The following is a 15,877-nucleotide window of genomic DNA, read 5'->3' as shown; positions in this document are numbered from 1 at the left end:
AGATTGGCTATCGGGATAAGTAAACTGTCCGTCTGACAGGTCGATAGTTGCAGGTCGTTTCGTCGCAACAGCGAAGTTGTCGAATACGCGTAACTTTCGACAGGGCATTGGCGGAACTTATCGGTTCTTACTTGTCCTTTGCAAAGTCTTTACCCTGGCCCTACAGTCGCGCGCTATGGTGCCTTGCGCCGCTCGACGCTGCCGGCGACTGCGCCTAGAATGCAGCCCCTTTTCGTTCGAGGTTGTGCTATGCAAACGTTTCGTCTGGTGATCGCCTGTCCGGACGGGGTAGGTATCGTGGCCAAGGTCAGCAACTTCCTGGCGACCTATAACGGCTGGATTACCGAAGCGAGTCACCATTCGGATACGGAGAGTGGCTGGTTCTTCATGCGCCATGAGATCCGCGCCGATTCACTGCCCTTCGATCTGGCCGGCTTCAGTCAGGCCTTCGCACCCATCGCACGGGAATTCTCCATGCAATGGCGGATCACCGATTCGGCCCAGCGCAAGCGCGTGGTGCTCATGGCCAGTCGCGAATCCCACTGCCTGGCCGACCTGTTGCACCGCTGGCACAGCGGCGAGCTGGATTGCGAGATCCCCTGCGTCATCTCCAACCACGACACCCTGCGCAGCATGGTCGAATGGCACGGCATTCCCTTCTTCCATGTGCCGGTCGATCCCGCCAACAAGCAGCCGGCCTTCGACGAGGTGTCGCGGCTGATCGATCTGCACCAGGCCGATACCGTGGTCCTGGCGCGCTACATGCAAATCCTGCCGCCGGATCTCTGCGCGCGCTATGCCCACCAGGTGATCAACATCCACCACAGTTTCCTGCCGTCCTTTGTCGGGGCCAAGCCCTATCACCAGGCGGCGCAGCGCGGCGTCAAGCTGATCGGCGCCACCTGCCACTACGTGACCGAAGAGCTGGATGCCGGGCCGATCATCGAGCAGGACGTGGAACGCGTCAGCCACCGGGACAACGTCGAAGACATGGTGCGCCTGGGCAAGGACGTCGAGAAGATGGTGCTGTCGCGCGGCCTGAGATACCACCTGCAAGAGCGGGTCATGGTTCATGGCAACAAGACCGTCATCTTCGACTGACCACGAACGGCCAGCGGCGGCGCCCGGTACCGCGGCGCCGCCACCGCGCCTGGGCGAGGGCTGCCTGGCGCGCTATGACCTGCAGGCCATGACTGAAGAGGGCGGCGCCGACTTCAGTGCCGCCGCCGCGCTCTGGCAGCAACTGCAGGCACGGCAAGAGCACGAGGACGCCCCGGACAGCAGGGATACGGACTCGACTCAGGCGTCCTGAGCGGTGGCCTCGGCGCTGGTCTTGGCCTTGAGATCGGCGATCTTGCGTACTTCGGAGGCGAACACCTCGTCCTGCACGGTCGGCCGTTTTTTCCAGGGCTTGCGGTCGGGCTTGGGTTGAGCGGCGTAGGTGACGATTTCGCCACCGTAGACATCCTGATAGCGCTGGGCCTGGCGTTCCAGTTCAGCGCGAAGTTGATCTTTGGTCACGGGTTCGATCTTGTTCGAGTGTCGCGAGAGGCGAGCGGTCGTCAGGACCGCTCGAAGCCGTTGCGCAAAGGGCGCGGCTGCGGAGTCTAGCCGCCGCGAGGTCCTTTGCCTATCCCACTCGATCCAGGACGCGCATGGACAGGTCGATGGCCTTGACGTCCTTGGTCAGGGTGCCGATGGAGATGTAGTCGACACCGGTCTGGGCGATGCCGAGCAGGGTGTCCTGATTGACGCCACCCGAGGCTTCCAGCTTGGCCCGGCCGGCGGTCAGGGCCACCGCCGTACGCATGTCGGCCAGGCTCAGCTCGTCCAGCATGACGATGTCCGCGCCGGCGCTCAGGGCCTGTTCCAGCTCCTGCAGATTTTCCACCTCGACCTCCACCGGACGCCCCGGCGCCAGTTGCCGGGCGGTGGCCACGGCCTGGGCGATACCGCCACAGGCGGCGATGTGGTTTTCCTTGATCAGGAAGGCGTCGAACAGGCCGATGCGGTGGTTGTAGCAGCCGCCGCAGGTGACCGCGTATTTCTGGGCGCGGCGCAGGCCGGGCAGGGTCTTGCGGGTGTCCAGCAAGCGGACGACGGTGTCCTGCACCAGATCGGCATAGTGGCGGCAGCGGGTGGCGGTGCCGGACAGCAACTGCAGGAAATTCAGGGCGCTGCGCTCGCCGGTGAGCAGGGCGCGCGCGGGACCCTGGAGTTCGAACAGCACCTGGTCGGGCGCGACCCGCTCGCCGTCGGCGACCTGCCAGCGGACCTCGACCGCGGGATCCAGCACCCGGAACACCTCGTCGACCCAGGCCGTGCCCGCCACTACCGCGGCCTCGCGGGTGATGATCCGCGCCCGGGCCTGCTGGTGAGCGGGGATCAGACCCGCCGTGAGATCACCACTGCCGACGTCTTCGCGCAGTGCGGCGGCGACGTTTTCGGTGATGACCTGGGCGAGATCGGCAGAGGTGGCGCTAGACATGAACGGACTCCGGTAGGGGTAGCGGCGGACGCGCGGGCAACTTTAGGGGAGGTTGACGATCTGAGATAGACAACGTTGAGTTATTCTAAGGGCAGGCGCTGACAGACAGGTGCCTTGTGAACCCTGTCATGTACTGTGCAGATGCCGATTGGTCGATGCCTTAGCAGAGCAAATAATGGCACATCGACAACGTTTCACCTCGCGGCCAGGGCGGCCAACGTTGTTCAATGCTCCTGTAGTGGAACGCGATTCAGCCGAACGCAAGAACGGTTGTGGGAGGCGGTGGTGCAGAACGACGTAAACGTAGTTCATTTCAAGGCGCTCGGGGAGTCCTCTTCCCGATTGCCTGCAGTGCTTTTACCGGTCAGGGATCGCGCCGCTCAGCGACTCAATGCCTCCTTGCAGCAGCTGTTCGACAACGCCGACGATGCGCTGTTTGAAATGGCCGATCGCGCCGGCAGCAACCAGGAACAGAGCCTCTATTTCGAAGCGATGCGCGACCTGCGTCTGCGCCGCAAGAGTATCGAGCGCAGCTTTCTCCAGCAGTATTTCGAGCGTTTCGCCGCGCTGAACAACCTGGTCGGCAGCAAGCCGGAGATGCGCCTGGACAGCGTCTCCTATGAAGACCTCAGCCTGGTGCAGAACGATGCGCTGGAAGAGAGCGTCGCCGTGGACACCATGGTGGCCAAGGCGCTCAGCAACAACGCCATGGCCATCAGCCACCTGACCATCAGATTCAATACCCAGCTGTCGAGCAAGCTGGACGACTCGACCCATCCGCTGGGCCCGCGCCGGCTGTGCGAGGCCTTCGTCGAAGCCTGTCGCGATCTCGACACCGACATCAAGGTCAAGCTGATCATCTACAAGCTGTTCGAGCGTTTCGTGCTCAATGGTCTGGGTCAGCTGTACGCGGAATCCAATCGGCAGCTGGTCGACGCCGGCGTACTGCCCCAACTCAAGGCCATCCCCCAGCAGGTGCCGAGCCGCTCGGCCAAGGGCTACAGCGGGCGCACCCCGGCCCACGTCAACAGCGAAGACGACGGTCAGGAGCTCTTTGGTACCCTGCAGGGCCTCCTGGCCCAGCTGCGCACGCCGGGCAGCGCCACCCTGGGTGGCGGCATGGCGGTCGATGAGGGTGCCGCGACCGGTGATGGCCAGGCCATCACCAGCTACGACCTCATGCGGCTGCTGTCGCACCTGCAGCAGCAGATTTCCGGCCAGTCCCTGGAGGGCTATGATCTCAAGGCGCAACTGGGGGTGGCCCTGGGCCGCATCAGCGAGCGCTCGGGTCGAAAGCGCGTGGTGGGGCAGGTCGACGAAGACGTCATCAACCTGGTGGCGATGCTGTTCGAATTCATTCTCGACGACCTTACCCTGCCGGATTCGCTCAAGGCGCTGATCGCTCGCCTGCAGATTCCCATGCTCAAGGTCGCGGTCCTCGACAAGACCTTTTTCAGCCGTGGCAGCCATCCGGCCCGGCGGCTGCTCAACGAGATCGCCGCCGCCTCCCTGGGCTGGGGCGAGCAGAGCGATCTGCAGCGCGACGGCCTGTACCAGAAGATCGAGCAGATCGTGCAGCGCCTGCTGTCCGACTTCGTCGACGATCCGGAGATCTTCGCCGAGCTGCTGGCGGACTTCATGGCCTATGTCAGCGACGAGCAGCGGCGCAGCGAATTGCTCGAGCAGCGCACCCGCGATGCCGAGGAAGGCCGGGCGCGCGCCGAGATCGCCCGCTTGCAGGTCGAGCACGTGCTGAGTCAGCGCCTGCAGGAACACTCTCTGCCGGCCGCAGTACAGCGTGTCCTGCGCGAGGCCTGGAGCCAGGTGCTGCTGCTGACCTGCCTGAAGCAGGGCTACGACTCCAGCGAATGGCGCGCAGCCCTCAAGACCATGGACGATCTGATCTGGAGCATCCAGCCGCACCACGACGTGGCGTCCCGCCAGCGTCTGCTGGAGATGGTGCCCGGCTTGCTCAAGGCGTTGCGGGAAGGCCTGGCCAGCGCGGCCTTCGATCCCTTCTCCACCTCCGAATTCTTCACCGAACTGGAATCCCTGCACGTCCAGACCTTTCAGCAGACCCGTCCCGAGCTGGCGGATGCGGCAGCGGACACCGCGAGCGTGGCACCTGCCTCGCCTCCCGCCGAGGAACCCTTCGAGCTGCCACGCGCAGGCGAGCGGATCACCGGGCTGACCAGCGACTCCCTGGAGTGGGTGGATGCCCTCTCGGTAGGCGCCTGGCTGGAGATCCAGGACGTCGAGCAGAAGTTGCGCTGCAAGCTGGCCGCGGTCATCCGGCCCATGGGCCGCCTGGTGTTCGTCAATCGGACCGGCATGAAGGTGCTGGATCGCACCCGTGAGGAACTGGCGCTGGATTATCAGGAAGACCGGGTACGGCTGCTGGACGATGCCTTGCTGTTCGACCGGGCCATGACCTCGGTGATCGGCAACCTGCGGGGCCAGTCGCCTTCCTGAGGTCGCTGCGACACAAAAAAGCCGTCCCTCGGGACGGCTTTTTTCATGCCTGGGCCAGGGGCCTAGTGCAGTTTGAGGCGCGGCTCGGTCTTGCGTCTCAGGTGATCGCCGGCAAACAGCGCCAGGGCGCGCAGCGGGCCATAGAGGGCCACCTGGTGCATCCGGTAGAGCGAGACATAGAAGGTCCGCGCCAGCCAGCCTTCCAGGGTCAGACTGCCCAGGGCGCCGCCCATGAGATTGCCGACCGCGCTGAAGCGCGACAGCGAGATCAGCGAGCCGTAGTCCTTGTAGACGTAGTCGGGTAGCGGCTTGCCTTCCAGGCGCGCCTTGAAGGTCTTGACCAGCAGGGAGGCCTGCTGGTGGGCGGACTGGGCGCGCGGCGGCACGGTACGGGTATCGCCGGGGGTCAGCGGGCAGGCCGCGCAGTCGCCCAGGGCGAAGACATTCGGGTCGCGGGTGGTCTGCAGCGTCGAGTTGACCACCAGCTGGTTGATGCGGTTGGTCTCGAGACCCGCCAGGTCCTTGAGAAAGGCCGGGGCGCGGATGCCGGCGGCCCAGACCTTGAGGCTGGCCGGGACGAATTCACCCGCGGTCTGCAGGCCGTCGGCGCGGACTTCCTTGACCGCCGAACCGGTCAGCACCCGCACGCCGAGTTTTTCCAGGGTGCGATGCGCCTGGCCGGCGATCCGCTCGGGCAGGGCCGGGAGGATGCGCGGACCGGCTTCGACCAGGGTGATGCGCAGGTCTTCGGGGCGGATGCGATCCATGCCGTAGGCCTGCAGCTCTTCGGCGGCGTTGCGCAATTCGGCCGCCAGTTCCACGCCGGTGGCGCCGGCACCGACGATGGCCACTTCGATGAATTCACCCGGCTGCTCGCTGACATGGGCACGCAGGTAGTGGGTCAGCAGCTTGCGGTGGAAGCGCTCGGCCTGGGCCCGGGTGTCGAGGAAGATGCAGTTTTGCGCGGCGCCCGGCGTGCCGAAATCGTTGGTGGTGCTGCCGATGGCCAGTACCAGGGAGTCATAGCCGATCTCCCGTTCCGGGACCAGGACGGCGCCATCGTCCTCGATGGCGGCCAGTTGCACCTTGCGGCGCTCGCGATCCAGGCCGGTCATGCGTCCGAGCTGGAATTCGAAGTGGTTCCACTTGGCCTGGGCGACATAGCTCAGTTCGTCTTCGGTGGAGTTGAGCGAGCCGGCGGCCACCTCGTGCAGCAGCGGTTTCCACAGGTGGGTGGCATTGGCGTCGATCAGCACGATCTGCGCCTGATCGCGCTTGCCCAGGCTACGGCCCAGGCGGGTAGCCAGTTCCAGGCCGCCGGCGCCGCCGCCGACGATAACGATGCGATGGGTCATGGAGAGCACTCATAGAGAAGGAAAGCGTGAGCCGGACCGGGCGCGTCGCCGCGTGCGGGCGCAGTCCCGGGCTGGTGAAAATCTGGGGTCGTCGAAGCGCGCGAATCGAGACATCTAGCAAGGAAGATGGGCGAAAAGTCGTCAAATTCAAGGGAAGCGGCCTGCATCTGCTCTGGCAGGGACGTCTGCGGCGACGAGAGGTAGCGCTAGTTTAACCGGGCTGGCCCGGCCATTCGACCCTAGGGAAACTGGGGTCAATCCAGGACCTCCAGCTGATCGCCCAGGCGGATGATGCCGCTTTCCAGGACCCGGGCCGTGAGGCCGCCGTGGCCGCGCATGGCCTGGAAGGTCCCTGGCCCGAGACGTTCTTCCAGGCGCGCACACGGCTGGCACCAGCCGGTGGTCTCCAGCACCGCCTGGCCGATGCGAAAGCGCCGATTCTTCAGGCTGAACAGATTGATCCCGGCGATGGCCAGATTGCGGCGCAGGTCGGCGGGTGCGACCGCCTTGCCGATCAGCGCGGCCACCACCGGCAGGTGTTCCCATTGGATCAGGGTGACCTGGCGCTGGTTGCGCGGGGTGGGCCGGGCGTGATCGCCGGTCAGGCCGGCGTCACGCCGGGCCTCCACCGCGTCGATCTCGACCATGGGTGCGCGCGCGCTGGGTCGCACGCCGATCCAGCGCACCTCGCCGGACTGGGGAACCTGGGCCAGCAGTTCTTTGAGAGGGATCATGGGGCTCCTCGACGCGATGGTGGTGCCAATCCGAGCGGTAGGGCAGGATAGCGGCCTCGATAGACCGTTCAAGAGAGGATGCCATGCGCGCTGGAGTTCTGGCGTTGTTGCTGTCGTGTCTGCTGCTGCCCCTGACCGCTCTGGCGCTCGAACCGGGTGAGCGGGTGGCGCCCTTCACCCTGCTCGATCAGCGTGACCAGCCCTATACCTTCGACGACCAGCTGCAGGTCCTGCTGCTGGCGCGCAGCATGAGCGGCTCGGGGCTGGTCAAGGAGGCCATGCGCGATCAGCCGGCAAGCTATATCGACGGCACCCGGGTGGCCTACATCGCCGACATCAGCAGCATGCCGGCGGCCATCACCCGGATGTTCGCCGTGCCGGCCATGCGCAAGTACGGCTACCGGGTCCTGCTCGACCGCGAATCGCGCATCGTGCCGCGCTTTCCCGGCGCGGCCGACAAGGTGCTGTGGGTGACCCTCGACCATGGCCGTTTCGTCGGTCAGCGGGAATTCAGCGACGCCAGCGCGCTGCGCGACGCGCTCAAGGCCAAGGCCCGCTGATGGACGGGGTGTTCGTCGATGGCTGGTATCGCGAGGCGCGGCTGTGTCCTTCGCCCAACCACAACGAACGTCCGGCAGGGACGGAAGTGTCCCTGCTGGTGATCCACAACATCAGCTTGCCGCCCGGGCAATTCGGCACCGGCTGCGTCCAGGCCTTCTTCCAGAATTGCCTGGATCATTCGGCCCATCCCTTCTTCGCGGAGATCGCCGAGCTGAAGGTGGCGGCGCACTTTCTCATCGAGCGCGACGGGACGGTGACCCAGTTCGTCTCCTGCGCCCAGCGCGCCTGGCATGCCGGCGTCTCGTCCTTCGACGGCCGCGAGAACTGCAACGACTTCTCCCTGGGCATCGAGCTGGAAGGCACGGACGACCTGGCCTACACCGACGCCCAGTACCGCGCCCTGGGGCGGCTGACGCGGGCGCTGCAGCGCGCCTATCCGGCGATCACCGCGGAACGTATCCAGGGCCACAGCGACATCGCCCCGGGGCGCAAGACCGATCCCGGTCCGGCCTTCGACTGGGCGCGGCTGCAAGGCGAATTGGCGGTCGAGGAAAACTAGGCGAGGCCGGCGGCGTCCCAGCCGAACACCGCGCAGGCATTGCGGGTGGTGACGGTGGCCAAGGTCTCGGGCGAGACCTGCCAGAGCGGCGCCAGGGCCGCGCAGATGGCCGGCAGATGGGTGGGGCTGTTGCGCACGTCCGGATGCATGGCGGGCGGCATGTCGGGCGCATCGGTCTCCAGCACGATGCCCTCCAGCGGCAACTGTGGCAGTACCCGCTGCAGTCTCTTCGCCTGCGGCCAGGTGGGTGCGCCGCCCAGGCCGATCTTGAAACCCAGGCGCAGGTATTCGCGGGCTTCCTCGATGCTGCCGGAAAAGGCATGGGCGATGCCGGCCCGGGGTGGCTTGAGACGCTTCAGGATCCTGGCTACATCGGCATGGGCGCGGCGCACGTGCAGCAGCACCGGCAACTCCAGCTCCATGGCCAGGCGCACCTGCTGTTCGAAGAACCAGGCCTGGCGCGCCTTGTCCGGCGCCTCGACGAAATAGTCCAGACCGATCTCGCCCAGGGCGCAGAGGCGGGGATCGCTCCGGCGCTCCAGGCAGAAGGCCCGGAGCGCTTCGATATCGGCTTCCTGATGACGCTGCAGGTACAGGGGATGCAGGCCGGGCGCCGCATGGAGGCCGGCATTGGCCGTGGCGACCCGCCAGAGTTGCGGCCATTGGCTGCGCTCGACGCCGATCAGCACCTGGCGGACCACTCCGAGGCGCGCGCACTCGGCCAGTAGCGCCGGTCGCGCGGCGTCGAAGTCCGGATAGTCCAGGTGATTGTGGGTGTCGATCAGCAGGCTCATGACAGGCGGCGTTTGAGGACCCTCGGGATGGCTTGGACACCGGGCAGATAGTGGTCGTTTTCCAGGGCGTCCAGCATCAGTTCCAGGGCGCGCTCGGTGATGACCTCGTGCTGCTGGGAGATGGCGTTGACCTTGAACGGCAGATAGTCCAGCAACTGGGTATCGCCAAAGGTGGCCAGGCGCAGGGTATCGCCCTCGGCCAGCGGATGATCGCGCAGCACGTCCAGCACGCCCTGCAACAGGACGTAGGAGGTGGTCAGCAGCGCCTCGGGCCAGTGGCCGAGTTCCTCGATCATGGCCAGTGCCTGGGCGCGACCGCCTTCCCGGCTGTAGTGGGGCGCATGCCGCTCCCAGTGGCGCGCCGGGTGATCGGCGAGGGCGGCGGCGAAGCCGGCGGCGCGGGCGCGGCTGATGGCGAGGTCGGGGCGGGCGCCGATCAGGGCGATGCTGTGGGTGTCCGGCGTCAGCAGCGTGGCGGCCAGTTGCCGGCCGGCGGTGTGGTCGTCGCTGACCACCGAGCAGAATTGGGCCGGATCGAGCTGGCGATCGATGGCGATGATCGGGATGTTGTGTTCCTGCAGCTGGCGGTAGGGGGCGTCGTCCTCGGCCAGGCTGCTGGCGGTGAACAGGCCGTCGCAGCGGCGGGCGCGAAACAGCGCGATGAGCTGGCGTTCGCTGTCGGGATTGTCGTCGGTGCAGGCGATCAGCAACTGATAGCCACGCGCCCGTGCCCGGCGTTCCAGCTGCTTGGCCAGACGTGCGTAGCTGGGGTTTTCCAGATCCGGCAGCAGGAAGCCCAGGGTGTGGGTGGCCCCGCGGCGCAGGCCGGCGGCGCGCTGGTCGGGCTGGTAGCCGTGGGCTTCGACCACGGCCATGACCCGCGCCACGGTGGCCGCGCTGATGCGCCTTTGCGCCGCCTTGCCGTTGATGACGTAGCTGGCGGTGGTGAGGGATACGCCGGCCAATTGGGCGATGTCGCTGAGTTTCACGCCTGTTCCTCGTGGGACCTGAATGGCCTGGCGCTGTACGGCGCTGGCGAGACGGTCTTTATTGTGTGTTGTGCTTCAAGGATCGGCGATTATCGAGTAACGTTCCAGTCCCATTGGGTGAAACGTTTCAGCTTTCTGTTGTCCGAGGGCTGGCACGAATCTGCCAAGGGCCCTGTCACGCCTCTCCCGACGCGGTTGCAGGGCTGAGCGAGCCGGCAAGCATCTATTACAAGAAAGGCACGGCGCCAGGATCAGGCGCGCGGCGCCGGAGGTATCCTTCCATGTTCGAACTCAATGCCCAGCATATCCGCATGGCCCAGCAGGCGCCGGACAAGGCGACCGCCCTGGCCATGCTCGCCGAGTCCCTGGTGACCGATGGCCTGGTCGCCCCGGGTTATCTCGACGGGCTCAAGGCCCGCGAGGCCCAGGGCTCCACCTACCTCGGCCAGGGTATCGCCATTCCCCATGGTACGCCGCAGACCCGCGACCAGGTGTTCGTCACCGGCGTGCGGATGATGCAATTCCCGCATGGCGTGGACTGGGGCGACGGTCAGCTGACCTACCTGGCCATCGCCATCGCCGCCAAATCCGACGAACACCTGCGCATCCTGCAGCTGCTGACCCGCGCCCTGGGCGAGAGCGATCTGCAACAGGCGCTGCGCGACGCCCGCGAACCCCAGCAGATCCTCGACCTGCTGCAGGGGGCGCCCCAGGCCCTGGCGCTGGACGAAGAACTGGTGCAGCTGGCCATCGATGCCGAGGACCTGGAAGACCTGGCCTGGCAGGGTGCGCGCATGCTCAAGCACATGGAATGCGTGGGGGCCGGTTTCGCCGGTGCCCTGCAGGCCAGCCAGCCGCTGCCCCTGGGCGACGGCCTCTGGTGGCTGAACAGCGAGACCGCGGTGAAACGTCCCGGCCTGGCCTTCGTCACCCCACTGCAGACCCTGCAGGTGCAGGAGCAGCCGGTCCGTGGCCTGTTCTGCCTGGCCAGCCTGGGCGAGGGCCATCGCGCCCTGCTCGAACGCCTCTGCGACCTGCTCGTCGCCGGCCGTGGCCAGGAGCTGGCCCAGGCTACCTCCCGCCGCGCCGTGCTCGAGGCCCTGGGCGGCGAAGTCGCCCCGGACTGGCCCAGTGCCCAGGTGGTGCTGGCCAACGCCCATGGCCTGCACGCCCGTCCGGCCAAGGAGCTGGCGCGGCTGGCCAAGGCCTATGACGGCGAGATCCGCGTGCGCGTCGACCACGGCGCCCCGGTCTCGGCCAAGAGTCTGTCGCGGCTGCTGGCGCTGGGCGCCCGGCGCGGCCAGACCCTGGAATTCCTGGTCGAGCCCGGCACCCCGGCCGAGGCGGCCTTGAACGATCTGATCGGCGCCGTACAGGCCGGTCTTGGCGAAGAGGTGGAGCCGGTCACCGCCAGCGCCCCGGCTCCGGCCGGTGCCGCGCGGGTCACCGCCATCAGCCTGGTGGACCCGTCCGAGCAACTGCCGCTGGCGCCGGGCGATCGCGCCCAGGCCGTGGCCGCCGCCCCCGGCCTGGCCGTGGGCCCGGCCCATGTGGTGGCGCCCCAGCACTTCGACTATCCCGCCACCGGTGAAGGCGCCGCCGCCGAGCGCCAGCGCCTGGACGCGGCTCTGGCCGCGGTACGCGCCGATATCGAGGCGCTCATCGCGCGCAGCGAGGCCAGCGCCCTGCGCGAGATCTTCCTGACCCACCTGGAGATGCTGGAAGACCCGGATCTGCAGCAGGGCATCGCCGCCCGGCTCAAGGCCAACGCCAGTGCCGCCGCGGCCTGGGACGCCCAGATCGAGGAGGCGGCCAGCCAGCAGGAAGCCCTGCACGACCGGCTGCTCGCCGAGCGCGCCGCCGACCTGCGCGACGTCGGTCGTCGGGTACTGGCCCAGCTGTGCGGCGTCGAATCCGCCCGCGAACCCGAGGAACCCTATGTGCTGGTGATGGACGAGGTCGGCCCGGGCGATGTGGCGCGGCTGGACCGCGAGCGCGTCTGCGGCATCCTGACCGCCCGTGGTGGCGCCAGCTCCCACAGCGCCATCGTCGCCCGCGCCCTGGGCATCCCGGCCATCGTCGGCGCCGGCCGCCGGGTGCTGGACCTGGCGCCGCGCAGCGTGCTGCTGCTGGATGGCGACAAGGGCACCCTGGAAATAGCCCCGGACGCCAGCCGTATCGAGGCCGTGCAGCGCGAGCGCGAGGTCCAGGCCGAGCGCCGCCGCGCTGCCGAGGCCCGGCGTTTCGAAAGCGCCACCACCCGCGATGGCCACCATGTCGAGATCGCCGTGAACCTGGGTGATACCGCCCAGGCCGCCGCCGCGGTGGAGCAGGGCGCCGAAGCCGTCGGCCTGCTGCGCACCGAACTGGTGTTCATGAGCCATGACAGCGCGCCCGACGAGGCCGCCCAGGAGCAGGAATACCGCCGTGCCCTCGATGGCCTGGCCGGCAAGCCGCTGGTGGTGCGGACCCTGGACGTCGGCGGCGACAAGCCGCTGCCCTATCTGCCGCTGCCACCGGAAGAGAATCCCTTCCTCGGCATCCGTGGCATCCGCCTGACCCTGCGCCGTCCGGAGCTGCTGGAAACCCAGCTGCGCGCCCTGCTCAAGGCCGCCGATGGGCGGCCGCTGCGGATCATGTTCCCCATGATCGGCCGGGTCGAGGAGTGGCGTCAGGCCCGTGACATCCTCGCGCGCCTGCGCCAGGAGATCCCCACCACCGATCTGCAGGTCGGCATCATGATCGAGGTCCCCTCGGCCGCGCTGCTGGCCCCGGTGCTGGCGCCGGAAGTGGACTTCTTCAGCGTCGGTACCAATGACCTGACGCAATACACCCTGGCCATCGACCGCGGTCATCCGCTGCTGTCGGGCGAGGCCGACGGCCTGCACCCCAGCGTGCTGCGCCTGATCGACATGACGGTGCGCGCCGCCCATGCCCACGGCAAGTGGGTCGGCGTCTGCGGCGAGCTGGCCGCCGATCCCCTGGCGGTGCCGGTGCTGGTCGGCCTGGGCGTGGACGAGCTGTCGGTTTCGGCGCGCAGCGTGCCCCTGGTCAAGGCCCGGGTCCGCGAGCTGGAGTTGCGCCAGGTGCAGTCCTGCGCCGCGCGCGCCCTGGAGCTGGGTACCGCTGCCGAGGTGCGGCAGAGCGTGGAGGCCCTGCGATGAGCCGTATCCTCACCCTGACCCTCAACCCGGCGCTGGACCTCACCGTCCAGTTGCCGGAGCTCAAGCCCGGCGCGGTGAATCGCAGCGAGGCGGTGATCGTCCATGCCGCCGGCAAGGGCATCAACGTCGCCCAGGTGCTGGCCGATCTCGGCCATGAACTGACGGTGAGCGGCTTTCTCGGGGCCGACAACGCGGCCGCCTTCGAAGCCCTGTTCGCCCGCCGCGGCTTTACCGACGCCTTCGTCCGGGTCGCCGGCGAGACCCGCAGCAACCTCAAGCTGGCCGAGGCCGCGGGCCGCATAACCGACATCAACGGGCCTGGTCCGGAGGTGTCCGCCGCCGCCCAGCAGGAATTGCTCGAGACCCTGGATCGCCTCGCGCCTGGCCATGACGCCGTGGTGGTGGCCGGCAGCCTGCCGCGTGGGGTAAGCCCCGAGTGGCTGGCCGCCCTGGTCGGCCGCCTCAAGTCGCTGGGCCTGCCGGTGGCGCTGGACACCAGTGGCGCCGCCCTGCGCGCCGCCCTGGCCGCCGGTCCCTGGCTGATCAAGCCCAATACCGAAGAACTGGCCGAAGCCTGCGGCGCTCCGGCCGAGACCGCGACCGAGCAGGCGCTGCTGGTCGAACAGCTGCGGGCCCTGGGCATCGAGCACCTGGTGATCTCCCAGGGCGCCGATGGGGTGCGCTGGTATGGCGCCCAGACCCTGGAGGCGCAGCCGCCCAAGGTCACCGTGGCCAGCACCGTCGGCGCGGGGGATTCCCTGCTGGCCGGCATGCTGCACGGCCTGCTCACCGGCCAGGCGCCGGAGCGCACCCTGACCACAGCCACCGCCATCGCGGCCCTGGCCGTGACCCAGATCGGCTTCGGCATCAATGATCCCGCGCAACTCGCCGTCTTCGAAGACCAGGTGCAGGTGCGTGTCCTTCCCGACTTTCCGCTAGAACAAGAATCAGGGGTAAACCCATGAACATCGCCATCGTCACGACCTGCCCGACCGGCATGGTCACCAGCGTGCTAAGTGCGCGCCTGCTGGACGCCGCCGCCCAGCGCCGCGGCTGGACCACCAGCGTCGAGATCCACGACGGCCCCGAGGCCACCCTGCTGACCGACGACCAGGTGGCGCGCGCCGAACTGGTCGTGGTCGTCCACACCGGCGCGGTTGACCTGTCGCGCTTCGTCGGCAAGCGCGTCTACCGCGCCGCCCCGGCCGAAGCCCTGCGCGATGTCGATGCCTTCCTGCAGCGCGCGGCCAGCGAAGCCAAGGTGCTGGAACAGGCCCCGGCGGCGGGTGGCGCTGCCCCCAGCGCTCCCGCCAGTGCCAGCGAAACCCCGCGGCTGGTGGCCATCACCGCCTGCCCGACCGGGGTCGCCCACACCTTCATGGCCGCCGAGGCGCTGCAGAACGCGGCCAATAAGCTCGGCTATCGCCTGCACCTGGAGACCCAGGGCTCGGTAGGGGCACGCAATCCGCTGCCGGCCGAGGCCATCCGCGATGCCGACGTGGTGCTGCTGGCCACCGACATCGAGGTCAATGTCGAGCGCTTCGCCGGCAAGCGCGTCTATCGCTGCGGCACCGGGGTCGCCCTCAAGCAACCCGAGGCGACGATCAAGAAGGCCCTGGCCGAGGGCGAGACCCTGGCCGGCAGCGCCGCGCCAGCGGCGGGCGAGGGCGCCAAGCCAGCCAAGAAGGAAGGCGCGGGCGTCTACAAGCACCTGCTCACCGGGGTGTCATACATGCTGCCGATGGTGGTGGCGGGCGGTCTGCTGATCGCCCTGTCCTTCGTCTTCGGCATCGAGGCCTTCAAGGAGCAGGGCACCCTGGCCGCGGCGCTGATGCAGATCGGTGGTGAATCGGCCTTCAAGCTGATGGTCCCGGTGCTGGCCGGCTACATCGCCTACTCCATCGCCGACCGTCCGGGTCTCGCCCCCGGCATGATCGGCGGCTGGCTGGCGGCCAGTCTGGGCAGCGGCTTCATCGGCGGTATCATCGCCGGCTTCCTGGCCGGCTACGTGGCCAAGGCCATCGCCCAGCACGTCAAGCTGCCGGCCAGCGTCGAGGCGCTCAAGCCGATCCTGATCATCCCGCTGTTCGCCAGCCTCATCGTCGGCCTGGTGATGATCTATCTGGTCGGCACCCCGGTGGCCGGCGCCCTGAGTCGACTCACCGACTTCCTCAACAATCTGGGCACCAGCAACGCCGTGCTGCTCGGCCTGATCCTCGGCGCCATGATGTGCATCGACTTCGGCGGCCCGATCAACAAGGCCGCCTATGCCTTCACCGTCGGCCTGCTGGCGTCCAAGACCTACGGGCCGATGGCCGCCACCATGGCCGCCGGCATGGTGCCGCCCATCGGCATGGGCATCGCCACCCTGCTGGCCCGGCGCAAGTTCGCCCAGAGCGAGCGCGAGGCGGGCAAGGCGGCGTCGGTGCTGGGGCTGTGCTTCATCTCCGAAGGCGCGATTCCCTTCGCCGCCAAGGATCCGCTGCGGGTGATCCCGGCCAGCGTGATCGGCGGTGCCCTCACCGGCGCCCTGGTGATGCTGTTCAACTGCAAGCTGATGGCGCCCCACGGCGGCCTCTTCGTGCTGCTGATCCCCAACGCCATCAGCCACGCCTGGCTGTATCTGGCGGCCATCGCCGCCGGCAGTCTGGTGACCGGGGTCATCTACGCGGTGCTCAAGCGCAACGAAGCCGCCACCGAGCTGGTCCCCGCGGCCTGATCCGGACCCTGGCGATACCGCTGTAACAAGAGGTTACACTGG

14 protein-coding genes are annotated in these 15,877 nt (G+C 67.8%); 8 read left to right on the top strand and 6 right to left on the bottom strand.

Features of this window, described 5'->3' with window-relative positions; genetic code table 11:
- Positions 1-249 precede the first annotated feature (249 nt).
- Entirely contained in the window at positions 250-1,101 is an 852-nt protein-coding gene (gene purU, locus DBY63_RS19140; protein WP_007162029.1) for a formyltetrahydrofolate deformylase, read from the top strand.
- Positions 1,073-1,312, top strand: coding sequence for a hypothetical protein (locus DBY63_RS19135; protein WP_108582579.1), 240 nt, complete (start codon positions 1,073-1,075; stop codon positions 1,310-1,312). The genes purU and DBY63_RS19135 overlap by 29 nt, the downstream gene beginning before the upstream one ends.
- On the opposite strand, the gene DBY63_RS19130 is transcribed toward DBY63_RS19135, so the two are convergent.
- Both DBY63_RS19130 and nadC read right to left on the bottom strand, forming a co-directional pair.
- On the bottom strand, positions 1,300-1,521 hold the full coding sequence (locus DBY63_RS19130; RefSeq protein ID WP_027600287.1) for a hypothetical protein: 222 nt from the start codon (positions 1,519-1,521) through the stop codon (positions 1,300-1,302). The two genes, DBY63_RS19135 and DBY63_RS19130, sit on opposite strands and share 13 nt — an antisense overlap.
- 109 nt (positions 1,522-1,630) lie before the next feature.
- The gene (gene nadC, locus DBY63_RS19125; RefSeq protein ID WP_108582578.1) at positions 1,631-2,488 is read right to left on the bottom strand and encodes a carboxylating nicotinate-nucleotide diphosphorylase; all 858 of its coding nucleotides are present in this window, start codon (positions 2,486-2,488) and stop codon (positions 1,631-1,633) included.
- A 285-nt stretch (positions 2,489-2,773) separates the two neighbouring features.
- On the opposite strand from nadC, the gene DBY63_RS19120 reads away from it, so the two are divergent.
- Positions 2,774-4,960 carry a DUF1631 domain-containing protein gene (locus tag DBY63_RS19120; RefSeq protein WP_042137268.1) on the top strand — a complete coding sequence of 729 codons (2,187 nt, stop codon included), beginning with the start codon at positions 2,774-2,776 and terminating at the stop codon, positions 4,958-4,960.
- A 62-nt stretch (positions 4,961-5,022) separates the two neighbouring features.
- On the opposite strand, the gene DBY63_RS19115 is transcribed toward DBY63_RS19120, so the two are convergent.
- On the bottom strand, positions 5,023-6,315 hold the full coding sequence (locus DBY63_RS19115; RefSeq protein ID WP_044342469.1) for an NAD(P)/FAD-dependent oxidoreductase: 1,293 nt from the start codon (positions 6,313-6,315) through the stop codon (positions 5,023-5,025).
- 254 nt (positions 6,316-6,569) lie between these two features.
- Positions 6,570-7,049 carry an MOSC domain-containing protein gene (locus DBY63_RS19110; RefSeq protein ID WP_108582577.1) on the bottom strand — a complete coding sequence of 160 codons (480 nt, stop codon included), beginning with the start codon at positions 7,047-7,049 and terminating at the stop codon, positions 6,570-6,572.
- A gap of 83 nt (positions 7,050-7,132) precedes the next feature.
- On the opposite strand from DBY63_RS19110, the gene DBY63_RS19105 reads away from it, so the two are divergent.
- A complete protein-coding gene (locus DBY63_RS19105) occupies positions 7,133-7,609 on the top strand; it encodes a hypothetical protein (RefSeq protein WP_027600292.1) in 477 nt (158 codons plus the stop codon).
- The gene (gene ampD / locus DBY63_RS19100; RefSeq protein WP_007162021.1) at positions 7,609-8,169 is read left to right on the top strand and encodes a 1,6-anhydro-N-acetylmuramyl-L-alanine amidase AmpD; all 561 of its coding nucleotides are present in this window, start codon (positions 7,609-7,611) and stop codon (positions 8,167-8,169) included. Before DBY63_RS19105 ends, ampD begins: the two co-directional genes overlap by 1 nt.
- Here the strand turns inward: ampD and DBY63_RS19095 are convergent.
- Together DBY63_RS19095 and cra are read right to left on the bottom strand one after the other, a co-directional pair.
- The gene (locus DBY63_RS19095; RefSeq protein WP_108582576.1) at positions 8,166-8,963 is read right to left on the bottom strand and encodes a TatD family hydrolase; all 798 of its coding nucleotides are present in this window, start codon (positions 8,961-8,963) and stop codon (positions 8,166-8,168) included. The genes ampD and DBY63_RS19095 overlap by 4 nt on opposite strands.
- Positions 8,960-9,952 (bottom strand): catabolite repressor/activator, encoded by a 993-nt coding sequence (gene cra, locus DBY63_RS19090; protein ID WP_007162019.1) that lies wholly within the window; start codon positions 9,950-9,952, stop codon positions 8,960-8,962. The genes DBY63_RS19095 and cra overlap by 4 nt, the downstream gene beginning before the upstream one ends.
- Positions 9,953-10,233: 281 nt before the next feature.
- On the opposite strand from cra, the gene ptsP reads away from it, so the two are divergent.
- The 3 genes from ptsP to DBY63_RS19075 are packed head-to-tail and all read left to right on the top strand — an operon-like array spanning position 10,234 to position 15,835.
- On the top strand, positions 10,234-13,116 hold the full coding sequence (gene ptsP, locus DBY63_RS19085) for a phosphoenolpyruvate--protein phosphotransferase (protein WP_108582575.1): 2,883 nt from the start codon (positions 10,234-10,236) through the stop codon (positions 13,114-13,116).
- On the top strand, positions 13,113-14,081 hold the full coding sequence (gene pfkB / locus DBY63_RS19080) for a 1-phosphofructokinase (RefSeq protein WP_027600297.1): 969 nt from the start codon (positions 13,113-13,115) through the stop codon (positions 14,079-14,081). The genes ptsP and pfkB overlap by 4 nt, the downstream gene beginning before the upstream one ends.
- A complete protein-coding gene (locus DBY63_RS19075; RefSeq protein WP_108582574.1) occupies positions 14,078-15,835 on the top strand; it encodes a PTS fructose-like transporter subunit IIB in 1,758 nt (585 codons plus the stop codon). The genes pfkB and DBY63_RS19075 overlap by 4 nt, the downstream gene beginning before the upstream one ends.
- Positions 15,836-15,877 lie beyond the last annotated feature (42 nt).

It is taken from the genome of Pseudomonas sp. RIT411 (genome assembly GCF_003057735.2).
Lineage (GTDB): Bacteria > Pseudomonadota > Gammaproteobacteria > Pseudomonadales > Pseudomonadaceae > Chryseomonas > Chryseomonas oryzihabitans.
This window is presented reverse-complemented; position numbering and strand designations above follow the sequence as displayed.